The following is a 20,793-nucleotide window of genomic DNA, read 5'->3' on the forward strand; positions in this document are numbered from 1 at the left end:
ACGTCTGATGAGTACCAAGAAACCTGCCCCAGTAAAGAGTGAAATGGCCGGAACCGATACCCCGGATCGCGCCAACACCAATACCAAGCTGGACAGTCTGGAGACATTTCGCTCCGACGCCACCGGCCAGGCCCTGCGCACCAATCAGGGCGTGAAGATCGCGGACAACCAGAACACCCTCAAGGTTGGTGAGCGCGGACCGTCGTTACTCGAAGACTTCATCATGCGTGAAAAGATCACGCACTTTGACCATGAGCGAATCCCTGAGCGCATCGTCCATGCCCGTGGCACCGGCGCCCATGGCTTCTTTCAAGCCTATGAGAATCATGCTGCGCTGACCAAAGCCGGTTTCCTACAGGACCCGGGGAAGAAAACCCCGGTGTTCGTGCGTTTTTCCACGGTGCAGGGGCCACGCGGTTCTGGTGACACCGTGCGTGACGTGCGCGGTTTTGCCGTGAAGTTCTTCACCGACGAAGGCAACTTCGACTTGGTCGGCAACAACATGCCAGTGTTTTTCATCCAGGACGCGATCAAGTTTCCCGACTTCGTCCACGCGGTGAAACCTGAACCGCATAACGAAATTCCTACCGGTGGCTCGGCGCACGACACCTTCTGGGACTTCGTCTCCCTGGTGCCTGAGTCGGCGCACATGGTTATCTGGGCGATGTCCGACCGGGCGATCCCGAAAAGCCTACGCAGCATGCAAGGCTTCGGCGTGCACACCTTCCGCCTGATCAATGCCGAGGGCAAATCGCGCTTCGTCAAATTCCACTGGCGCCCGACCGCTGGCACTTGCTCGCTGGTGTGGGATGAAGCGCAAAAGCTCGCCGGTAAAGACACCGACTATCACCGTCGCGATCTCTGGGAAGCGATCGAGATGGGCGATTACCCGGAATGGGAGTTGGGCGTGCAGATCATCGAGGAGGAAAACGAGCATGACTTCGATTTCGACATCCTTGACCCGACCAAGCTGATCCCCGAAGAAATCGTGCCGATCACGCCGCTGGGCAAAATGACCCTCAACCGCAACCCGGACAATTTCTTTGCCGAGACCGAGCAGGTTGCGTTCTGCCCTGGCCACATCGTCCCGGGCATCGATTTTTCCAACGATCCGTTGCTGCAAGGTCGTCTGTTTTCCTACACCGATACGCAGATCAGCCGACTCGGTGGGCCGAACTTTCATGAGTTGCCAATCAATCGTCCGGTCGCGCCGTTCCATAACGGTCAGCGCGATGCTCAGCACCGCACGACGATCGACAAGGGGCGCGCTTCCTACGAACCGAACTCCATCGACGGTGGCTGGCCGAAAGAAACCCCGCCGGCCGCTCAAGACGGCGGTTTCGAGAGTTACCCGGAACGCATCGATGCCGCCAAGATCCGTCAGCGCAGCGAGTCGTTCAGCGATCACTTCTCGCAGGCCACGTTGTTCTTCAACAGCATGAGCACGCATGAGAAGGAACACATCATTGCCGCGTACAGCTTCGAGCTGGGCAAGGTCGAGCGCGAGTTCATCCGTGCGCGGGAGGTGAACGAGATTCTGGCCAATATCGATCTTGAATTGGCCAAGCGCGTAGCGGCAAACCTTGGTCTACCGGCACCCACAAAAGGCACGGTCGAAGCGCGCAAGACGTCTTTCGATCATTCGCCGGCGCTGAGCCAGGCCAATCTGTTGCCGGAAAACATCAAGACGCGAAAAGTGGCGATTCTTGCTGCCAACGGCGTCGATGGTGCGGCGATTGATGCGATGAAGAAGGCGCTGGCCGCTGAAGGTGCGCACGCCAAGTTACTCGGTCCGACCTCGGCGCCGGTAAAAACCGCCGATGGCAAAAGCCTGCCGGTGGATGCATCAATGGAAGGCATGCCTTCTGTGATTTTCGATGCGGTGTTCGTGCCGGGTGGCGCGGCGTCGATCAAGGCGTTGAGCGGCGACGGCGTGGCGTTGCATTACGTGCTGGAGGCGTACAAGCATCTGAAGGCGATTGCCTTGCACGGCGAAGCCAAGCAGTTGCTGGACGTGCTGAAGCTGGAAGCGGATGCCGGGTTACTGGAGGGTAAGGATGTCGGGGCGTTGACCAAACCGTTCTTTGCCGCGATCGGGCAGCATCGGGTTTGGGCTCGGGAGCCTAAGGCGAAAGCCGTTCCGGCCTAAAGATCTTCGCTGACTGTAAGAACGCTTTCGCGAGCAAGCTCGCTCCCACAGGGATCTCCTAAAAACACAATCTTGTGTTCGCTGGAAATCCCTTGTGGGAGCGGGCTTGCCCGCGATGCTTTTACGGTTTACGCGGACTCAAAACCATCTGCGCTGGCACCGTGCGCAGAATCTGCTTCTTGATCTCCAGATCAAAATCCGGATTCAATTTCTTAACGCGCTTGGTCAGCAAATTCGCCAACCACGGATAGTCATCGGTCCGTGGCGCCTGAATAGTTACCGCACACTCGTAATTCACCACATCGGCGGCGATCGCATCCAATTGACGGCGAAGTTTATGGCTATCGGTGATATTCAGCGAAACTGTGGTGCTCTCAGCGGTCGGATCAATCACCTTGGCTTTCGGCTTGGCTTCCGCCGCCAGCAACGCCGCTTCGGCTTTTTCAAGCTCAGCCTTACGCGCTTCGGTAATGGCGCCGTTGACCCCTCCGGTCAGCGCCGGAGCCTTGGGCATCAATACGCGGGCACGGCTGAGCGCGGTGGCTGCAGCGTTTACATCACCCTTTTGCAAGACGATCTGGCTGCGACGCAGATACGCTTCGGCCAATTGCCGTTGGTATTGCTCGAGGGATTGATCGTTGGGGGATGCGGCCTGCAAGGTTGCCAACTGGTCTTCGGCAGTGGCCAATTCGCTACTGGCCAGACTTTGCTCCAGCTGTGCGATGGCCGTAGCCCGCGCATCGGGGACTTTGGCCACCGGTGGCGTGCTTTGGCAGGCGCCCAGCAGCACTGTAAATGCAACAAGGAGCAGATAACGGGAGGCGAACGGCTTCATTCCTGCGACTCTCTAATTGCGCAAAAAGCGGCCAAGTCTACACCCCACGACGGGGCAGAACAAAACTCAGCAGAAACAGTGCGGCCGCCGTCACAACGATTGACGGCCCCGCCGGGGTGTCCTTGAACCACGACAACGCCAACCCACCACACACGGCGACCATGCCCAGCAGGCTCGCGCCCAACGCCATCTGCTCTGGCGAACGGGCGTGACGCTGTGCCGCAGCCGCCGGGATGATCAACAGCGAAGTGATCAACAACACACCGACGATTTTCATCGCCACCGCAATCACCACCGCGATCAACAACATCAGCGCCATGCGCAAACCAGCGACCGGCAGCCCTTCGACCCTGGCCAACTCTTCATGCACGGTGATCGCCAGCAGCGGTCGCCACAGCGTCACCAGCAACACCAGCACCGCCGCGCTGCCGCCGAGGATCCACGCCAGGTCAGTCGGGCTGATCGCCAGCAGGTCGCCGAACAGATAGGCCATCAGGTCGATCCGCACTTCATGCATAAAGCTTAGTACGACAAGGCCGAGAGAGAGCGTGCTCGGTGCGAGAATTCCCAACAGCGTGTCGGACGCCAGTGGTTGGCGCTGTTGCAACGTCACCAGTAGCACCGCGAGCAGCAGACAGCCGACGGTCACCGCGACGGTCGGGCTGACATCCAGCAGAAAGCCCAACGCCACGCCGAGCAGCGCGGCATGGGACAAGGTGTCGCCGAAATACGCCATGCGCCGCCACACCACAAACGAACCCAACGGCCCTGCGACCACCGCCAGCGCCAGACCTGCAAGCAGGGCATACAACAGAAAATCAGCCATGCTTGCAGTTGTCTCCATGAACGTGGGATTGGCCCGAAACCGGGCCTTTGACCACCGAACCGTGCAGGTCGTGGGCGTGGTCGTGGTGGTGGTGATAAATCGCCAGGCTCGGCGCGTTCTTGCCGAACAGCTCGACAAACGCCGGATCGCCGCTGACCTGCTCGGGGTGGCCGGAGCAGCAGACGTGACGGTTGAGGCAGACCACTTGGTCGGTGGTGCTCATCACCAAATGCAGATCGTGGGAAACCATCAGCACGCCGCAGCCGTGGCGGTCGCGCAGACGGGTGATAAGGCTGTACAGCTCGGCTTGGCCGGCGACGTCGACGCCTTGCACCGGCTCATCCAGTACCAGCAGTTCCGGTTCGCGCAGCAGGGCACGGGCCAGCAGCACGCGCTGCATTTCACCACCGGAAACGCTTTGTACCGGGCTGTCGATGACGTGTTCGGCGCCGACTTCTTTCAATGCCGCCAGCGCGCGCGAACGATCAACACCCGGCACCAGCCGCAGAAAACGCAGGACCGAGAGCGGCAAGGTCGGATCGACATGGAGCTTTTGCGGCATGTAGCCGACACGCAGTTTCGGCTTGCGCCAGACGCTGCCACTGTCCGGTTTCAGAAGCCCGAGCACGGCGCGCACCAACGTGGTCTTGCCGGCGCCGTTGGGGCCGATCAGGGTGACGATCTGCCTCGGCTCGACGCTAAGCTCGATGTTGTCCAGCACGGTCTGCCCGCCGAACGTGACGGCCACCTGCTCCAGACGGATCAGCGCGTTGCTCATCAAGCCCCCTGGCAACCGGCGCACAGGCCGACCACTTCGACGGTCTGCGCTTCGACGATGAAACCAACGTCTTTGGCGCTGTTGATGATCGCGTCGCTGATCACTTTTTGTTCAAGCTCGATGGCAGCGTGGCATTCGCGACAGATCAGGAACTGGCCCTGATGCGCGTGCTCCGGGTGCACACAGCCGACGAAGGCGTTGAGCGAGGAAATGCGATGCACCAGACCGTTTTCCAGCAGGAAATCCAGCGCCCGGTACACGGTTGGCGGCGCGGCGCGGCGGCCGTCCTGCTCGCTCAGCACCGCCAGAATATCATAGGCGCCCAGCGGTTTATGGCTTTGCCACACCAGTTCCAGCACCCGGCGGCGCAACGCAGTCAGGCGCAAGCCTTTCTGTGCACACAGAGTATCGGCCTCGGACAAAGCGCTGTGCACGCAATGAGAGTGGTCGTGGGGACGGCTGGCGATCGGTGTAATAGGCATGGGCGGCGACGAGTTTTGATAGAGACGTTATTATGTTACCCGTTCTCGCCTACTTGAGTGGTCATCGTGTCCCGACTTTTTTCTGTTTTTGTCGCATTCGTCACCGGTTTTCTTCTGATCGGATCAGCTCAGGCCGAGGTAAAAGTTCTGACCAGCATCAAGCCTTTGCAGCTGATTGCCGCTGCGGTACAGGACGGCGTAGCCATTCCGGAAGTGCTGCTGCCACCGGGTGCTTCGCCGCATAACTATGCGCTGCGCCCATCCGACGTACGGAAAGTGCAATCGGTGGATTTGCTCTACTGGATCGGCCCGAGCATGGAAGGTTTCCTGCCGCGTTTGCTGAACGGTCGTACGCTGCCGAGCGTGGCGGTGCAGGATCTGCCCGGCCTGAAACTGCGTCACTTCGCTGAAGACAGCCATTCCCACGCCGAAGAAGCTGACGATCATGACCACGATCACCGTCCGGGCACGCTGGATGCGCATTTGTGGTTATCGCCAGTGAACGCGCGGGTAATTGCCGACAAAATGGCTGCTGACTTGAGCGCAGCTGATCCGGCGAATGCCGAGCGCTATCAGAGCAACGCCAAGGCTTTCGATGAGCGTCTTGATGCGTTGGATCTGCGTTTGAAGAAGCGTCTGGCCAGTGTTGAAGGCAAACCGTACTTCGTCTTTCACGAAGCGTTCGATTACTTCGAAGAGGCCTATGGCTTGAAGCATACCGGCGTGTTCAGCGTGGCGGCCGAGGTGCAGCCAGGTGCCCAGCACGTCGCTGCGATGCGCAAGCGTTTGCAGGAAGTAGGCAAGACGTGCGTGTTCAGTGAGCCGCCATTGCGTCCGCGTCTGGCGGAGACATTGGTCGCCGGCCTGCCGGTGAAACTGGCGGAACTGGATGCGCTGGGTGGGTACACCCCGGCGACGGCTCAGGGGTATGAGCAGGTACTGGAGAAGCTGGGTAATGATTTGGCCGGGTGCCTGGAGTCGCTGTAATACCGCAAAACCTGTGGGAGCGAGCTTGCTCACGAAAGCGGTCTGTCGCATTCGCGAGCGAGCTCGCTCCCACAGTGTTGAGTTTTTAAAATTACCTCAGAAGGCGAACGGTAGCGCTGTGTTGACCTGCTGCCGCTGCGCCAACCGCTGCTCAAACTCCTGCGGATCGTGAATCAACACGTCCTGCCCGGCAAACTGTTCGGCGGCGATCAACCGCGATAACCAGAACCGCACACACGCCACGCGCAACATGGTCGGCCACAGCTCAGCCTCTGCCGCCGTAAACGGACGCAGCGCCGCGTAGGCGCCGAGGAAAGCACGCGCACGCGGGCCATCAATCAAGCCATCATCGTCCGAACACCAATCGTTCAGCGCAATCGCCACGTCATAGAGCATCGGCCCTGAACAGGCGTTGTAGAAGTCGATCAACCCGGTCAGGTGCGTGCCTTCGAACATCGCGTTGTCGCGAAACAGGTCGGCGTGGATGTTGGCCCGTGGCAGCGCGAGAATCTTGTCTTTGCGCGCAGTGATTTCATCCAGCGCCTTTTGCAGCAAAGCGCGTGGCGCATCGCTCAGGTGCGAAAGAAGCTCGGTGCCCTCCTCCAGCATCCAGTCCAGGCCACGATCGGTCTTGCGCTTGATCATGTGCTCGCCCTGGGTCGCCAGGTGCAGATGCGCCTGCAACTCGCCGACCTGCGCGCAATGCTGAGCGTTGGCGACCTTGATGTGCTTGCCGGCCAGACGCGGTTGCAGCAGAGCCGGTTTGCCCTTGAGTTCACGCAATGCCACGCCGTCGACGGTGCGCAGTGCGTAAGGCACCGGAAGATCGGCTTCGTGCAGCACGTCGAGCAGGTCGATGAAGAACGGCATTTCCTGCACCGGGCCGCGTTCGACCAGGGTCAGGACGAATTCGCCCTGCTCCAGGCTGATGAAGAAATTGGTGTTTTCGCTGCCGGCGGCGATCCCCTGGAAATCAAGCAGACGGCCAAGCCCGTAAGGGGCGAGAAAAGTTTCCAGCTCGGGCCGAGCCAGGGGGGTGAACACAGACATGGTTAAAAACTGCTCAGTTCGGGCGCCGCTTTTGCGCGGCGCCGATTAAAAGTCGGGAAACTTACTTCCAGGTAAAGATTTCCCACGACGGAATCAACATATCCGGCTGGTCGGAGCGGATGTAGTTCGCGTCCGTACCATCGGCGCGCACCAGGAAATACGGCTTGCCACCCTTGGGCGTGACCTTGATCGCATACACAAACCCACTCCGGCTGTATTCCTGAATGACCTTGTCGCCTTCCGTGTGCGTGTTAATGGTAACTTCCGGCTCCCCTGCCGGTGCATCATCCGCCGCCATCGCGGCCAATGGCGAAGCAGCAATCAAACCGACCAGCAGCAAGCGATTTAACGTACGCATGATAACCTTGTCCCTTTGTCGTCAACGGTCCCGCTATTCTAGCGCCGGGCCCGCCGAAAAGGTTGATTCTGCTCATGAGCCAAGCCCCCCTCGTCCTGGTGGACGGTTCGTCTTACCTGTACCGCGCTTTCCACGCCCTGCCTCCATTGACCACCTCCAAAGGCTTGCCGACCGGTGCGGTCAAGGGCGTGCTGAACATGCTCAAAAGTCTGCGCAAGCAGTACCCGGACAGCCCGTTCGCCGTGGTTTTCGACGCCAAGGGTGGGACCTTTCGCGATGAGATGTACGCTGAATACAAGGCCAACCGCCCGAGCATGCCCGACGACATGCGCGTGCAGATCGAGCCGCTGCACCAGAGCGTGATCGCCCTCGGCTTCCCGCTGCTGTGCGTGGAAGGCGTCGAGGCCGACGACGTGATCGGCACTTTGGCCCGCAGCAGCGCGGCGGCGGATCGCCCAGTGGTGATCTCCACGGGCGACAAGGACATGGCCCAACTGGTCGATGGCCACATTACCTTGGTCAATACCATGTCCGGTAGCTCGATGGACGTGGAGGGCGTGAAGGAGAAATTCGGCGTCGCTCCGGAGCAGATCATCGATTATCTGGCGCTGATGGGCGACTCTTCCGACAACATTCCGGGCGTTCCCGGCATCGGTCCGAAAACCGCGTCCGGCCTGCTGGTCGGCGTCAACGGCGGTCTGACTGAGCTGTACGCGAATCTCGACATCGTCCCGACCTTGCCGATTCGCGGCGCCAAAACTCTGCCGGCCAAGCTCGAAGAGCACAAGGAGATGGCCTTCCTCTCCTATCAACTGGCGACCATCAAGATCGACGTGCCACTGGACGTCGAACTCGACGATTTGCAGATGCGCGCCGAAGATCCAGCCAAACTCTACGAGCTCTACACCCTGTTGGAATTCAAGAGCTGGATCAACGATCTGGATCGCGACGCCAAACGTCTGGAGCTGAGCAGCGCTGCGGCGCCTGAGCCGGCGGGTGATCTGTTCAGTGCGCCAGAAGCCGAGGCTCCGGCCGCTCCGGCTGAGGCCGCTTATGAAACCATCCTCGATCAGGCGCGCTTTGACGTCTGGCTGGAAAAACTCCAGAACGCCAAGCTGTTCGCATTCGATACCGAAACCACCGGCATCGACGCGCAGCAAGCGCAACTGGTCGGTCTGTCGTTCGCGGTGCAGGCCAACGAAGCGGCGTACATTCCGCTGACCCACTCCTACATCGGCGTGCCGGAACAGCTGGATCGCGACACCGTACTGCGCGCGCTCAAGCCGATTCTGGAAGACCCGAACAAACTCAAGGTCGGCCAGCACGCCAAGTTCGACATGAACATTCTGGCCAACTGCGCCATCGGCGGCGATCAGAACGAAGGCATTACCGTGCGCGGCATCGCCTTCGACACGATGCTTGAGTCCTACGTGCTCAACTCAACCGCCACCCGCCACGACATGGACAGCCTCGCGCAGAAGTATCTGGACCACACCACCGTGAGTTTCCAGGAGATCGCCGGTAAGGGCGCCAAACAGCTGACATTCGATCAAATCGCGCTGGAGCAAGCCGGGCCGTATGCCGCCGAAGACGCCGATATCACCTTGCGTCTGCACCAGACCCTGTTCGAAAAACTCAGCGCTATTCCAAGCCTGGCCAGCGTGCTGACCGACATCGAGATTCCATTGGTGCCGGTGCTGGCGCGCATCGAGCGCCAGGGCGCATTCGTCGATGCCGAACTGCTCGGTATCCAGAGCATCGAATTGGGCAACAAGATGGTCGCGCTGGAGCGGGAAGCCTTCGAGATCGCCGGGGAAGAATTCAACCTTGGCTCGCCGAAGCAGCTTGGCGTGATTCTCTACGAGAAACTCGGTCTGCCGGTTTTGAAGAAAACCGCCAAGGGCCAGCCGTCTACTGCCGAAGAAGTGCTGGCGAAACTCGCCGAAGACGATCACCGCTTGCCGAAAGTGCTGATGGCGCATCGCTCCATGAGCAAGCTGAAAAGCACCTACACTGATCGCCTGCCGGAGCAGATCAACCCCCGCACCGGGCGTATCCACACCTCGTACCATCAGGCCGTGGCATCGACCGGGCGCTTGTCCTCCAGCGATCCGAACCTGCAAAACATCCCGGTGCGTACCGCTGAAGGCCGGCGCATCCGCCAGGCCTTCGTCGCGCCAAAAGGCTACAAACTGCTGGCGGCGGACTATTCGCAGATCGAACTGCGGATCATGGCGCACCTGTCCAAGGACGAAGGCTTGATGAACGCCTTCCGCAACAATCTGGACGTGCACACCGCCACTGCTGCTGAAGTGTTCAAGGTCGAGCTCAACGAAGTGTCCTCCGACCAGCGCCGTGGCGCCAAGGCGATCAACTTCGGTCTGATTTACGGCATGGGCGCGCAGAAACTCGGCAAGGACATTGGCGTCGACACCAAGACCGCCAAGGCTTACATCGACACCTACTTTGCGCGTTATCCGGGCGTTCGCGAGTACATGGATCGCACCCGCGCCCAGGCGGCGGATCAGGGTTATGTCGAGACGTTCTTCGGTCGTCGTCTGTATCTGCCGGAGATCAACTCCAACAAGCCGCAGGAGCGCGCCGCCGCCGAACGCACGGCGATCAACGCGCCGATGCAAGGCACGGCGGCAGACATCATCAAGAAAGCCATGGTGGCGGTGGATAACTGGCTGGCGGCTTCCGGGCTGGACGCCAGGGTCATCCTGCAAGTACACGATGAACTGGTGCTGGAAGTTCGCGAGGATCTGGTCGAGCAGGTCAGCGCCGAAATTCGTCAGCACATGAGCGAAGCGGCGAAGCTGGATGTGCCGCTGCTGGTAGAAGTCGGGGTTGGCAACAACTGGGATGAGGCTCACTAAGCCATTTGAAGCCGGTTCTGCTGCGCCATGACGTCGCGGCAGAACCTTCGAAGAGTGCTTAGTCCGAATAGCGCTTGAGGTTATTCCAAAGCTTTTTGAAAAAATTCTGAACTAATCTTGCAGCACACTACTCAGAGTTACTGAATGGCTGGTGAAGCCCTTCGATGCTCCTATGTTGTGTTAAGTGTTGGCAGATATCTGAACCCCGCCCTAGCGGTTCGGACCTTAAACCCCGGAATTCTCCCTCCCCACTGAATCCGGGGCTTTTTTTGCCCAAAATTTGTCTGTAGCGCGCTCATGCTGCGTTGAAAGCGCAGTCCAAAATGCTCATTTAGGTCCCCTAAACTCCGCTTTCAAACCGCGCTTTCGCCTTGCCTGAACACACTACAAACAAATTTCCATATCCCAACTACTCGGCGGTCGCTTCCGCGCCTTTGTCGGCAAGTTCCATCCAGCCTGCCAGTACAGTGTAGGCGTCTTCCAGCCCCATACGTTTTGGCGCCGAGAACAGCTGGATAGTGACCAGATCACCCCAACCTTTACGGATTTCCGCCTGCACCTTGAGCAGTGTGTTCTTGGCTGCGCCGTAGGTCAGCTTGTCCGCTTTGGTGAGCAGAATGTGCATCGGCATGCCGGCCGCAACAGCCCAGTCGAGCATCAGCAGGTCGAAGTCGGTCATTGGATGACGGATGTCCATCATCAGAATCAGCCCCTTCAAACTCTCGCGGCCACCCAGATAAGCCTCAAGGTGACGCTGCCAGTGCATCTTCAGCGGGATCGGTACTTTTGCATAACCGTAGCCCGGCAGGTCGACCAGACGACGATCTTCGTCTAGCTTGAAGAAGTTCAACAGCTGTGTGCGACCCGGAGTTTTCGAGGTACGCGCCAGGCTGGCGTGAGTCAGGGTGTTCAGCGCGCTGGATTTGCCGGCGTTGGAACGACCGGCGAAAGCCACTTCAAAGCCTTCGTCGTCGGGGCACTGATCGACTTTGGCGGCACTGAGCATGAACGTGGACTGTTGGCACAGGCCGAGGATGGGATTTTTGAGCTGCATGGGATTTCCGATGTGGGCGGCGCCGGGAATGGGCGCGGAACGCGGTGTCGCTTCCGTTTCAGTGACGCCAGTATATAATGCCGCAGATTTTGTGTGTGCTTTGTCCCAGCGAAGGATGAAGTTCACGGGAGCGACAGACCTTGATTGCGCATTAGAACGCAAAACGCTCTCAACCCTGAAAAGGTCGTTTAAATGGCTGCTGGCTGCCGGAGTCTTGATGCCGCTTTACAGCGCACAGGCTACACAGGATCCGGAAGCCGTGTACAACCGTGTTTGTAGTGCCTGTCATTCCGGCCAACTACCCATGGCGCCCGAAAGAGGCGATCAGGCAGCTTGGACGCCGAGGTTTTCTAAAGGTTTGGATACTCTTGTGAATATTGTGAATCTGGTTTTCATTTTTACTGCCTGACATTAACTACAACTACCCATGGCTCCAGAAAGAGTCGATCAGGAAGCTATCAAGCAGAGGATCGCGAAAGGTATGGAGACGCTGGTGCAACACGTGACCCAGGGTTTCAAGGCGATGCCGCCGCGTGGTTTGTGCATGGACTGCAGTACCGAGGATTACCAGGCCATCATCCTTTGGATGAGCGAGTAAACCCGGTCCATAACTCTTAACCCTTAGCCGTAGTTGGATTAGCTGATGAACAAATTGATCGTGAGTCTGCTGTTGACCGTGGGAATTTCAGGTTTCGCCCATGCTGCAGGTGATGCCGCAGCAGGCCAGGCGAAAGCCGCCGTATGCGGTGCCTGCCATGGCCCGGACGGGAACAGCATGGCGCCAAACTTTCCAAAACTGGCCGGTCAAGGTGAACGCTACCTGACCAAGCAGCTGCACGACATCAAGTCGGGCAAGCGCGTAGTCCTGGAAATGACCGGCCTGCTGACCAACCTGAGCGATCAGGATCTGGCCGACATGGCCGCCTACTTCGCCAGCCAGAAAGGCAGCGTCGGCGCCGCCGATCCGAAGCTCGTTGCTCGCGGTGAAGCCCTGTTCCGTGGCGGCAACCTGACCAAGGGCCTGCCAGCCTGCACCGGTTGCCACGCGCCAAATGGTGCCGGCAACGCCGCCGCCGGCTTCCCGCACCTGGGTGGCCAACACGCCTCGTACATCGCCAAACAGTTGACCGACTTTCGCAAGGAAGAAGGCGGCCGCACCAACGATGGCGACACGATGACCATGCAGACCATCGCCAAACGCCTGAGCGATGAAGACATCGCAGCGGTCTCGAGCTACATTCAGGGCCTGCATTAAGGGCGCTGACTGCGACGGACATCTCGCGCAACGTTAACGCTCGATTAATCCGTCGCAGCAAGTATAAAAAGGGTGGCTTTGGCCGCCCTTTTTTGTGGCCGCTGCCGTTACACTACAGAACTCATGCCCGCCAGGACCTGTCTGAATACAGGTCGCGCGAGGCGACCCAATTTGTCCAGGAGTAAAGCATGCGTAATCTGATCATCAGCGCCGCCCTCGTCGCTGCCAGCTTGTTCGGCGTGACTGCCCAGGCCGCTGAAGCCCCTGCCGCCCCTTATGTAGAGCTGAGCAATCCGGTACCGATTGCCGTGCCTGGCAAGATCGAAGTGGTCGAACTGTTCTGGTACGGCTGCCCGCACTGCTACTCCTTTGAGCCAGTGATCAATCCGTGGGTTGAAAAACTGCCATCCGACGTCAACTTCGTGCGTATTCCAGCGATGTTCGGCGGCCCATGGGACGCTCACGGTCAGATGTTCCTGACCCTGGAAGCAATGGGTGTCGAGCACAAGGTTCACAGCGCCGTGTTTGAAGCGATCCAGAAACAACACAAGAAGCTGACCGACAAGAACGACATGGCTGACTTCCTCGCCACTCAAGGCGTGGACAAGGACAAGTTCCTCGCCACTTTCGACTCTTTCGCCATCAAGGGTCAGGTCGTAAAGGCTCGCGAATTGGCCAAGAAGTATGAAATCACTGGCGTTCCAACCATGATCGTCAACGGCAAATACCGCTTCGACATCGGCTCCGCCGGTGGTGCCGAGCAAGCGCTGAAACTGGCTGACCAACTGGTTGCCAAAGAGCGAGCCACCCACAAGGCTGCTGCCAACTAAGCGCGGCAACCGCCATGCGCCGCTGGAAGACCCAACGCGTCGTTGGCCTGCATGATCCGCAGGTCAACGAGCATCACCTGGCGTCCACGGGCCTGCCAGCGGATCAGCGTCTGCGCTTGCTTAGTTTCAATATTCAGGTCGGTATCAGCACCGAGCGTTATCGGCATTACCTGACCCGCAGTTGGCAGCATCTGCTGCCGCACACCGGGCGCTCAGGCAATTTGCAGAAGATCGGCGATCTGCTCGGCGACTTCGACCTGGTCGCGTTGCAGGAAGCCGATGGTGGTAGCCTGCGCTCCGGCTACGTCAATCAAGTCGAACACCTGGCCCATCTCGGCGCCTTCCCCTATTGGTATCAACAACTCAATCGCAACCTCGGTCGACTGGCCCAGCACAGCAATGGCGTGCTCAGTCGTCTCAAGCCGTGGGCGATCGAAGATCACCCGCTGCCCGGCCCGAAAGGTCGCGGCGCGATCCTGCTGCGCTTCGGCGAAGGCCCGGAAGCGCTGGTGGTGGTGATGATGCATTTGGCCCTTGGCGCGCGAACGCGCAGCCTGCAACTGGCCTACATTCGTGATCTGATCGGTGGCTATAAACATCAAATATTGATGGGCGACATGAACACCCATGCCAGCGATCTGCTACAACATTCACCGTTACGCGATCTCGGCCTGCTGGCCCCGCAGGTGGAAGCGACATTCCCCAGTTGGCGTCCTCAGCGTTGCCTTGATCATATTTTGCTCAGTCCGACCCTGACCCTGGAAAAGGTCGAAGTGCTGGCACAACCGATTTCCGATCACCTGCCGGTCGCGGTAGAGATTCGTCTGCCGGGTTCGCTCACGGCCGATGCATTGCCCGCGTTGAGCCCTGCCCCTCGCGGAACCCCTGAATGAGCGACGAAGCCCAGCGCTGGAAAGAGAAATACCTCAAAAGCATCGAACAACAAGACAAACTCGAACGCCGCTGGGCCGCAAGGCTCGACCTGCTGCGCCGAGGCTTGGTGCGCAGCACGCTGGCCGCTGAGGGTACCGACCGCGTCGTTGATCAATGCATGAAAGAAATGCGCGACGTGGTGCGCACCGATGACATGGACGCCGGCCTCGCCGCCCTGTTGCCACGCCTGGAAAAAGCCGTGCTCGATTCCGAGCAGCGCCGCGAAACCCGGATCGATCAGGTCAGCACTGCACTGACCGCGCTGGTGACTCAGTTGCAGGCGTTGCCGCTGCCACGGGAAGTCGCCCAGCCGCTGAAGAAATTCGCCAAACAACTGGATAGCCGGGTCGGTCAGGCCCGGGAAATGCCGCTGCTGCTGGATGAACTCAGCGGCCTGCAGGGCAAGGCGCTGAGTCAGCTGGAGACACCTACCGAACCAGGCCGCCCGGGATTGCTGCAAAGGCTTTTCGGCAGCCGTGACAGCGAGGAGGCGCCAGAGCCACCGGCGCAAGCTCACGTCGCGCCGACGCTACAACCGGCCGCTGCACCTGCACGCGAATCCGCCCACGAGCCTGTACAAACGGCTCCTGCCGCAGTCACTGAACCGGCGACGGTCGCTCAGGTTATCCAAGAGGCCACACCAGCCGCGGCACCGGAAATACCAGCAGCTGCGCCTCAGCGGGAACCTCACGTCACGACTTTCGTGCCGCCAACGATCACCAGCGAAGTGAGCAAAGCGCCGGTTGAAGCAGAAGCAATCGAACCCGCGTCTGAAGCCGTCACTGCTCCTGCGCCAGTTTCATCGGCCGCCTTCAACCCCGACGAACTGATCCACCCTGGCGATCCAAACCCGCTGATCCTCGACAGCCTGCCCCTGCCCGAACCCATCGCGCAGGCACTGGCGGCTATCGACCCGGAGCAATCCGAGCACGACATCCTCTTCGCCCTGCCGGATTCCCCGGAGCCGTCCTACAGCTCCGTGGCCAAACACATTGAAGATACGTTGATCGGCCTGCTCGACGACCTGACCCTGCCCGAACGACACCGCCCACAAGCCGAAGCCATGCGCGAACGGCTCAAGCACGGTTTGAACTGGTACGAATTGATCCCGATCCTCGACGATCTGGCGACGTTGATGCTGGCGATTACCGACAGCGGTCAGCACGAATTCGAAGCGTATCTGCAGCAACTCAACGAACGCCTCGAAGCGTTCCAGAGCAACTTGCAAGCCGCCAGCGAAGGCCATGCCGACAACAGTTCGGCGGCGCGGGCCATGGACACGCAGATCCGTGAACAAGTCGACGGCTTGCAGACCAGTGTCCAGGAAGCAGCGGATCTGGATGACCTCAAGCAAGTGCTGGAAAACCATCTCGAAGGCTTGCTCGGCACCATGGATCAACACCAGAAGCAGCGCGATGCCCGGGAGCAGGAAGTCGCGGCGCGCCTAAAAGGTCTGTCCGAGCGTGTGGCGCACATGGAGCAAGAGGCACAGGGCTTCCGCGAACACCTTGAAGAGCAACGCCAGAAAGCCCTTATTGATCCGCTCACCAGCCTGCCCAACCGCGCGGCCTGGAGCGAACGTCTCGAGCACGAGATCAAGCAATGGCAGCAACACGGCAATACGCTGAGCCTGGCGATGCTCGACCTTGATCATTTCAAGCGAATCAACGACAACTACGGCCACTTGGCCGGTGACAAAGTCCTGAAGATCATCGCCACCGTGCTGCGCAAACGCCTGCGCGGCTCCGATTTCATCGCGCGTTTCGGCGGCGAAGAGTTCGTTCTGCTGATGCCGGCCACCCCCCCAGCGGTCGGTGCAAAACTGCTGGAAACCCTGCGCGCGGCGATCGAAGCGTGCCCGTTCCACTTCAAGGGTGAGCGGGTGACGATCACGATTTCCATGGGCCTGGCATCGTTCAAAACTGGAGAACACAGCGATCTGGTGCTTAAAAGAGCCGATCAGGCGTTGTACCGGGCTAAAAATGCCGGACGCAATCGAGTTGAGCTGGGCTGAGAAATTGTCCCATTTTGTTTAAATGCGCCTCCTGACCATCTCGACGCAAGGCAGTACGTTACACTGTTGCATTACTGTCTTGCGTATATTGCCTCTGCCATGAAATTTTTTGCCCTCCTCGCGTCGCTACTTGTTCTGGCCGGCTGTGCCAGCGGCCCGCGTTTTGACACCAGCCATCCTTCGGCCAACTACGATAGCCGCATCCAGTTCGTAGTCGTGCATTACACCTCTGCTTCGCTCGAGCGTTCGCTGCAGTTGCTCACCCACGGTGAAGTCAGCAGCCACTACCTGATCGGTGACGACAAGGGCGCCACGGTCTATAAGCTGATGGACGAAAACCAGCGCGCCTGGCACGCCGGTGAAAGCCAATGGCAGGGCCGTACCTGGCTCAACTCCAGCTCGATCGGCATCGAAATCGTCAACCCGGGTTTCAAAGACACCCCGACCGGGCGCCTGTGGTATCCCTACAGCGAAGCGCAAATTCAAGCGCTGATCGTCCTGCTCAAAGACATCAGCAAACGCAATGGCATCAGCCCGCAGCACATCATCGGCCACAGCGACATCGCGCCACTGCGCAAGCTCGATCCAGGGCCGCTGTTCCCGTGGAAGCGTCTCGCTGCCGAAGGTCTGGGTGTGTGGCCGAGCGAGCAAGCCGTGGCGCGACAGCAAGCGTTGTTCAACAGCGGAGAACTACCGAGCATCAGCTGGTTCCAGGCGCAATTGGCGCATCTTGGCTATGAGACGCCGCAGACTGGCGAGCTGGACGTCGCGACGCGCCACGTCCTCGCCGCGTTCCAGATGCACTTCCGACCTTCGCGGTTTGACGGTACGCCGGACGCGCAAACGGCGGCGTTGCTGCTGGTTCTGAATCAGACAAAATAATGACGCCCGCCCGACGGTCAGGGCGAACTTGCAATCAGCAGCTATAACTCATTGGTAATTCTTCGGATATTCCATGATGGTTGCTACCCGAGCGACGCTGCGTAGCTGGTTTTATCGCCCATGGTTTTTGGCGATGATCGCGGCTGTGCTCAGTGCAGGCCTGTCGTTCGCCGGCGGAATGTTCGTGGCAATGCGCCAAGTCGAGCAAAGCGAAAGTCAGGTGATGAACGCGCAGGGCGAGCGCTTTCTCGCCCGTCTCGAACAATTGTTCGGTCAATTACGCGAAAGCCTCGACGACCTTGAAGCCCAGCCGTTGCGCAGTTGCGACGACGAAATGATCGCCACGCTACGGCAAGTCACCTTCAACTATCGCTTCGTCTATGAAGCGGCTTACATGGACGCCTCGCGGATCTGCTCCAACCGTCCGCGCGAGGAAGGTCTTTCGGTTTTCCGCGCGCCGGACATCATAGGCCCGACCTACAGCTACTGGCTGAACACCACTACCGAACCCGATGAAAACCGCGCAGCGTTGATGCTGGGTCGCGGCAATTTTCGTGTGGCTACCTCACGCGGGCATCTGACCGACATGGTCGACCTGTCGCCCGGCAGCAGCCTGCTGGTGGTGCTGGATCATGGCACTCGGGCGATTCCGGTGCTGGGCACGTCACAGATCTGGCCGCCAACAGAACCCTGGCCGCCAAAAAGCAGCGACGCCTTGCAAGTGACTCAGAGTCGCTTGATCTACCGTATGCCCACCGACAACCCGGAGTATCAGTTGGTGTTGATCACGCCGCGCACCGGCATGCAGATCCCAGCCATCTGGTGGTGGATTATTCCGGCCTGCCTGGTGCTTGGCGCTGTCGTGGGGTCCTGCATGTTTTTGCTGGTGCGCCAGCGCCAATCACTGGACGCCGAATTGCACGGCGCCATCCGCCGCGGCGAGCTGCAAGTGCTCTATCAACCGATCTTCGACCTCGACAGCCGCAATTGCGTCGGTGCCGAGGCCTTGCTGCGTTGGCGCCGTCCGGACGGCACATTGACCAGTCCTGACCTGTTTATCCCGCTGGCGGAGAATACCGGGCAGATCCGCCAGATGACCGACTTTGTCCTTCAGCGCTTACTGGAGCAATTGGGACCGGTGTTGCGCGCCAATCCTCAGCTGTATATCTCGGTCAACCTCGCCGCTTGCGACGTGATGGTGCCGCGCATTGGCCAGGTCATGGCGCGGCTGCTGACCTTGCACAGAGTGGCAGCCAAGCAGATTGCCTTCGAAGTGACTGAACGCGGCTTGATTGATGTGGTGGTCGCCCGGGAAAACCTGCAAGCGCTGCGCGATGTGGGCCATCAAGTGCTGATCGACGATTTCGGCACCGGCTATTGCAGCCTCGCCTACCTGCAAACCCTGCCGGTGGATTGCCTGAAAATCGACAAGGCGTTTATCGACGCGCTCGGCCATGACGCCGCCAGCAGCGGCGTCGCTCCGCACATCATTCACATGGCGCAGGCCCTGGATCTTAAGGTAATTGCCGAAGGGATCGAGCTGGAATCACAAGCCGAACTGCTCAGCAGCGAAGGCGTGAAATTCGGTCAGGGCTGGCTGTTCGCCCATGCCCTGAGCGCGGTGCAGTTCATCGAGTTGATCACTCGTGGACGGCGGCTTGCGGGGCGCCGGATAGATGACGAAGCCTAAACCGCCAAAGCCATATAAAACTGCGTGCCCTGCCCCGGCCGCGAATAAACGCCCATCCGTCCACCGTGCAACTGGACGATCTCCTTGCACAGCGCCAAGCCGAGCCCGGCCCCACCCTTCTTGCGCCCGACCTGAACGAACGGTTCGAAAATCCGCCCTTGCTGGCCGTAGGCAATGCCTTCGCCGTTATCTTCGACGCTGATGATCACCCGCTCGCCATGGCGACGTGCCTGCAAACGGATCTGGCCGGCATGGGCGGTATGGCGCAATGCGTTATCGATCAGGTTGTCGAGCACCCGATCAAGTTGCGCCTGATCGGCCTGCAAGCGCGGCAACGGCCCCTGCACTTCCACAGTCAAATCGACACCTTTTTCCGCCGCCAAACCGGCAAAGCGTAATTGCGCCTGCTCCAACAAATCTTCGATGGAACACGGCGCCAGCGTGAGCTTCTGCAAGCCGTTCTGGTAACGCGAGAAGTTGAGCAAGTCATTGATCAACTGCATCAGGCGCTGCATTTCTTCGTTGACGGTGTCGAGCAAGTCGGCCTCGCGGGACTCCGGCGCAAACTTCGCCCGCTCACGGAACAGCCCGAACGCCATGTGCATGCCGGTGACCGGCGTACGCAGTTCATGGGAGGCGCGCAGGACAAATTCGCTGCGCACCCGTTCGAAGGCGCGTTGCTCGGTGACGTCGTGCAACACCATCACCGCGCCAAGAATGTGGCCTTGCGTATGGCTGACCGGGGTCAGGCTGTAAGTCAGCAGGCGTGATTCGCCGTCGACCTCAATGCTCAAGTCTTCCGGCGCGCGCTCCAGAGTGCCACCGCGCAACACCAGTTGCAGTTGCTCATCCAGTTCCGGCCGCTCGAGTGCTGAGCCCAAGCCTTGGCCGAGACGGTCGTCGTCCCAGCCCAATTGGCGCTGGGCGACCGGGTTAAGGTGCTCGAGATGGCCTTGGCGATCGATCATCAACAAGCCGTCGTCGATGCTGTCGAGCACCGCTTGCAAGCGTTGCTGGCCGGCCAGCAGCTCATCTACGTTGGTGGCCTGATGCTCGCGCAGCGCTTCGGCCATCAGCCCGAAACGGCGCGACAGCAAATTCACTTCCATGGCCGAGGACGTCGGCAGAATCACTTCGAAATTACCCTGGCCGATGTTATCGGCCGCTTTGGCCAGCGCCTCGATGGGCGCACCAAAGCGTCGGGAAATCCCGTGGGCGGTAATGAACCCGATGATCAACACCGCCACTCCGACTAACCCGAGCAGACTCGCGATCAGCAGCGCCCGGTCGCGGGCCGCGTGTTGTACTGAATTAATGTTGTCCAGCGCGTGCTTGTGCTCGGCGATCAAGCCATTGCGCAAGGTGTTGAAGCGCTCACGAAGATCACCGTTGCCACTAAGGGCCGCGCCCGGATCACGAGACTGTTCGAAGACCTGAAGAAACTTCAGGTAATCGGACTTGGCCTGAGAGAACCCGTAATGACGACCATCGCCTTCCTCTTCCTGGGCAATGCCTTCGTCAAGCAACTGGAAGTAATGTTGCTTGGACGCTTCGAACGCCGCCGGGTCAGGTTTCTCGGCGAGCATCATGATCAGTTGATCGCCGAGGGTCTGGCGCAGCTTGAGCCCCAGGTCGAGGGTGACAAAGTTGTTGCGGATCATTGTTTCCTGAGTGCCGGCCATCTGCATCACGCTGACCAGCCCGAGCAACAGCCCAAGCAAAGCCACGGTGATCAGCGCGGAAATGCTCAGGAACAACCGGGTCCGCAACTTCATCGCCAGTTTCATCGTC

At 59.7% G+C, this 20,793-nt stretch carries 17 protein-coding genes and 2 pseudogenes; 11 read left to right on the forward strand and 8 right to left on the reverse strand.

What is annotated here, in order from left to right; translation table 11 throughout:
* Positions 1 to 7 precede the first annotated feature (7 nt).
* Positions 8 to 2,149 carry a catalase HPII gene (gene katE / locus ACIQVE_RS14065; RefSeq protein ID WP_402809142.1) on the forward strand — a complete coding sequence of 714 codons (2,142 nt, stop codon included), beginning with the start codon at positions 8 to 10 and terminating at the stop codon, positions 2,147 to 2,149.
* Between the two features lie 121 nt (positions 2,150 to 2,270).
* Here katE and ACIQVE_RS14070 read toward each other — a convergent pair whose 3' ends face one another.
* The 4 genes from ACIQVE_RS14070 to ACIQVE_RS14085 are packed head-to-tail and all read right to left on the reverse strand — an operon-like array spanning position 2,271 to position 5,070.
* Positions 2,271 to 2,984, reverse strand: a complete 714-nt coding sequence (locus ACIQVE_RS14070) for a PA5502 family lipoprotein (protein ID WP_402809144.1) — start codon at positions 2,982 to 2,984, stop codon at positions 2,271 to 2,273.
* Positions 2,985 to 3,021: 37 nt separating this feature from the next.
* Positions 3,022 to 3,810, reverse strand: coding sequence for a zinc ABC transporter permease subunit ZnuB (znuB, locus tag ACIQVE_RS14075; RefSeq protein WP_402809147.1), 789 nt, complete (start codon positions 3,808 to 3,810; stop codon positions 3,022 to 3,024).
* Positions 3,803 to 4,588 (reverse strand): zinc ABC transporter ATP-binding protein ZnuC, encoded by a 786-nt coding sequence (gene znuC, locus ACIQVE_RS14080; RefSeq protein ID WP_402809149.1) that lies wholly within the window; start codon positions 4,586 to 4,588, stop codon positions 3,803 to 3,805. Before znuC ends, znuB begins: the two co-directional genes overlap by 8 nt.
* Positions 4,588 to 5,070: a Fur family transcriptional regulator gene (locus tag ACIQVE_RS14085; protein WP_122612889.1), complete on the reverse strand. Its 483-nt coding sequence runs from the start codon at positions 5,068 to 5,070 to the stop codon at positions 4,588 to 4,590. Before ACIQVE_RS14085 ends, znuC begins: the two co-directional genes overlap by 1 nt.
* Before the next feature lie 66 nt (positions 5,071 to 5,136).
* On the opposite strand from ACIQVE_RS14085, the gene ACIQVE_RS14090 reads away from it, so the two are divergent.
* A complete protein-coding gene (locus ACIQVE_RS14090; protein WP_402809152.1) occupies positions 5,137 to 6,057 on the forward strand; it encodes a zinc ABC transporter substrate-binding protein in 921 nt (306 codons plus the stop codon).
* 96 nt (positions 6,058 to 6,153) lie between these two features.
* On the opposite strand, the gene ACIQVE_RS14095 is transcribed toward ACIQVE_RS14090, so the two are convergent.
* Positions 6,154 to 7,107, reverse strand: a complete 954-nt coding sequence (locus tag ACIQVE_RS14095; protein ID WP_402809155.1) for a homoserine kinase — start codon at positions 7,105 to 7,107, stop codon at positions 6,154 to 6,156.
* Between the two features lie 61 nt (positions 7,108 to 7,168).
* Positions 7,169 to 7,465, reverse strand: a complete 297-nt coding sequence (locus ACIQVE_RS14100; RefSeq protein ID WP_402809158.1) for a DUF2782 domain-containing protein — start codon at positions 7,463 to 7,465, stop codon at positions 7,169 to 7,171.
* A gap of 74 nt (positions 7,466 to 7,539) precedes the next feature.
* On the opposite strand from ACIQVE_RS14100, the gene polA reads away from it, so the two are divergent.
* Positions 7,540 to 10,344, forward strand: a complete 2,805-nt coding sequence (gene polA, locus ACIQVE_RS14105) for a DNA polymerase I (RefSeq protein ID WP_402809161.1) — start codon at positions 7,540 to 7,542, stop codon at positions 10,342 to 10,344.
* Between the two features lie 409 nt (positions 10,345 to 10,753).
* On the opposite strand, the gene yihA is transcribed toward polA, so the two are convergent.
* The gene (gene yihA, locus ACIQVE_RS14110; RefSeq protein WP_402809164.1) at positions 10,754 to 11,398 is read right to left on the reverse strand and encodes a ribosome biogenesis GTP-binding protein YihA/YsxC; all 645 of its coding nucleotides are present in this window, start codon (positions 11,396 to 11,398) and stop codon (positions 10,754 to 10,756) included.
* A gap of 217 nt (positions 11,399 to 11,615) precedes the next feature.
* Between yihA and ACIQVE_RS14115 the strand changes: the two are divergent.
* The 8 genes and pseudogenes from ACIQVE_RS14115 to ACIQVE_RS14150 all read left to right on the forward strand — a co-directional run.
* Positions 11,616 to 11,741: pseudogene (locus ACIQVE_RS14115) on the forward strand (cytochrome c5 family protein); the annotation flags it as partial.
* A 123-nt stretch (positions 11,742 to 11,864) separates the two neighbouring features.
* Positions 11,865 to 11,996: pseudogene (locus ACIQVE_RS14120) on the forward strand (c-type cytochrome); the annotation flags it as partial.
* A gap of 45 nt (positions 11,997 to 12,041) precedes the next feature.
* Positions 12,042 to 12,653, forward strand: a complete 612-nt coding sequence (locus tag ACIQVE_RS14125; protein ID WP_402809167.1) for a c-type cytochrome — start codon at positions 12,042 to 12,044, stop codon at positions 12,651 to 12,653.
* Positions 12,654 to 12,841: 188 nt separating this feature from the next.
* Positions 12,842 to 13,483, forward strand: a complete 642-nt coding sequence (gene dsbA, locus ACIQVE_RS14130; RefSeq protein ID WP_402809169.1) for a thiol:disulfide interchange protein DsbA — start codon at positions 12,842 to 12,844, stop codon at positions 13,481 to 13,483.
* A gap of 14 nt (positions 13,484 to 13,497) precedes the next feature.
* Complete coding sequence (locus ACIQVE_RS14135) at positions 13,498 to 14,376, forward strand: endonuclease/exonuclease/phosphatase family protein (RefSeq protein WP_402809172.1); 879 nt, start codon at positions 13,498 to 13,500, stop codon at positions 14,374 to 14,376.
* Positions 14,373 to 16,430, forward strand: a complete 2,058-nt coding sequence (locus ACIQVE_RS14140; protein WP_402809175.1) for a diguanylate cyclase — start codon at positions 14,373 to 14,375, stop codon at positions 16,428 to 16,430. Before ACIQVE_RS14135 ends, ACIQVE_RS14140 begins: the two co-directional genes overlap by 4 nt.
* Positions 16,431 to 16,529: 99 nt before the next feature.
* Entirely contained in the window at positions 16,530 to 17,312 is a 783-nt protein-coding gene (locus ACIQVE_RS14145; protein WP_402809178.1) for an N-acetylmuramoyl-L-alanine amidase, read from the forward strand.
* A gap of 76 nt (positions 17,313 to 17,388) precedes the next feature.
* Positions 17,389 to 19,002 carry an EAL domain-containing protein gene (locus ACIQVE_RS14150; RefSeq protein ID WP_402809270.1) on the forward strand — a complete coding sequence of 538 codons (1,614 nt, stop codon included), beginning with the start codon at positions 17,389 to 17,391 and terminating at the stop codon, positions 19,000 to 19,002.
* On the opposite strand, the gene ACIQVE_RS14155 is transcribed toward ACIQVE_RS14150, so the two are convergent.
* Positions 18,999 to 20,789, reverse strand: a complete 1,791-nt coding sequence (locus ACIQVE_RS14155) for a KinB sensor domain-containing domain (protein ID WP_402809180.1) — start codon at positions 20,787 to 20,789, stop codon at positions 18,999 to 19,001. The genes ACIQVE_RS14150 and ACIQVE_RS14155 overlap by 4 nt on opposite strands.
* Between the last annotated feature and the right edge of the window lie 4 nt (positions 20,790 to 20,793).

Origin of the sequence: Pseudomonas sp. NPDC098747, from assembly GCF_044760045.1 — a bacterium.
GTDB lineage: Bacteria > Pseudomonadota > Gammaproteobacteria > Pseudomonadales > Pseudomonadaceae > Aquipseudomonas.

Bases quoted from the DNA above. Each gene is read 5' to 3' on its own strand.
- ACIQVE_RS14140 (WP_402809175.1), top strand. From the start codon at position 14,373: ATGAGCGACGAAGCCCAGCGCTGGAAAGAGAAATACCTCAAAAGCATC.
- ACIQVE_RS14135 (WP_402809172.1), top strand. From the start codon at position 13,498: ATGCGCCGCTGGAAGACCCAACGCGTCGTTGGCCTGCATGATCCGCAG.
- ACIQVE_RS14100 (WP_402809158.1), bottom strand. From the start codon at position 7,465: ATGCGTACGTTAAATCGCTTGCTGCTGGTCGGTTTGATTGCTGCTTCG.
- ACIQVE_RS14150 (WP_402809270.1), top strand. From the start codon at position 17,389: ATGGTTGCTACCCGAGCGACGCTGCGTAGCTGGTTTTATCGCCCATGG.
- znuB (WP_402809147.1), bottom strand. From the start codon at position 3,810: ATGGCTGATTTTCTGTTGTATGCCCTGCTTGCAGGTCTGGCGCTGGCG.
- ACIQVE_RS14070 (WP_402809144.1), bottom strand. From the start codon at position 2,984: ATGAAGCCGTTCGCCTCCCGTTATCTGCTCCTTGTTGCATTTACAGTG.
- ACIQVE_RS14095 (WP_402809155.1), bottom strand. From the start codon at position 7,107: ATGTCTGTGTTCACCCCCCTGGCTCGGCCCGAGCTGGAAACTTTTCTC.
- polA (WP_402809161.1), top strand. From the start codon at position 7,540: ATGAGCCAAGCCCCCCTCGTCCTGGTGGACGGTTCGTCTTACCTGTAC.
- ACIQVE_RS14085 (WP_122612889.1), bottom strand. From the start codon at position 5,070: ATGCCTATTACACCGATCGCCAGCCGTCCCCACGACCACTCTCATTGC.
- katE (WP_402809142.1), top strand. From the start codon at position 8: ATGAGTACCAAGAAACCTGCCCCAGTAAAGAGTGAAATGGCCGGAACC.
- yihA (WP_402809164.1), bottom strand. From the start codon at position 11,398: ATGCAGCTCAAAAATCCCATCCTCGGCCTGTGCCAACAGTCCACGTTC.
- ACIQVE_RS14125 (WP_402809167.1), top strand. From the start codon at position 12,042: ATGAACAAATTGATCGTGAGTCTGCTGTTGACCGTGGGAATTTCAGGT.
- ACIQVE_RS14145 (WP_402809178.1), top strand. From the start codon at position 16,530: ATGAAATTTTTTGCCCTCCTCGCGTCGCTACTTGTTCTGGCCGGCTGT.
- znuC (WP_402809149.1), bottom strand. From the start codon at position 4,588: ATGAGCAACGCGCTGATCCGTCTGGAGCAGGTGGCCGTCACGTTCGGC.
- dsbA (WP_402809169.1), top strand. From the start codon at position 12,842: ATGCGTAATCTGATCATCAGCGCCGCCCTCGTCGCTGCCAGCTTGTTC.
- ACIQVE_RS14155 (WP_402809180.1), bottom strand. From the start codon at position 20,789: ATGAAACTGGCGATGAAGTTGCGGACCCGGTTGTTCCTGAGCATTTCC.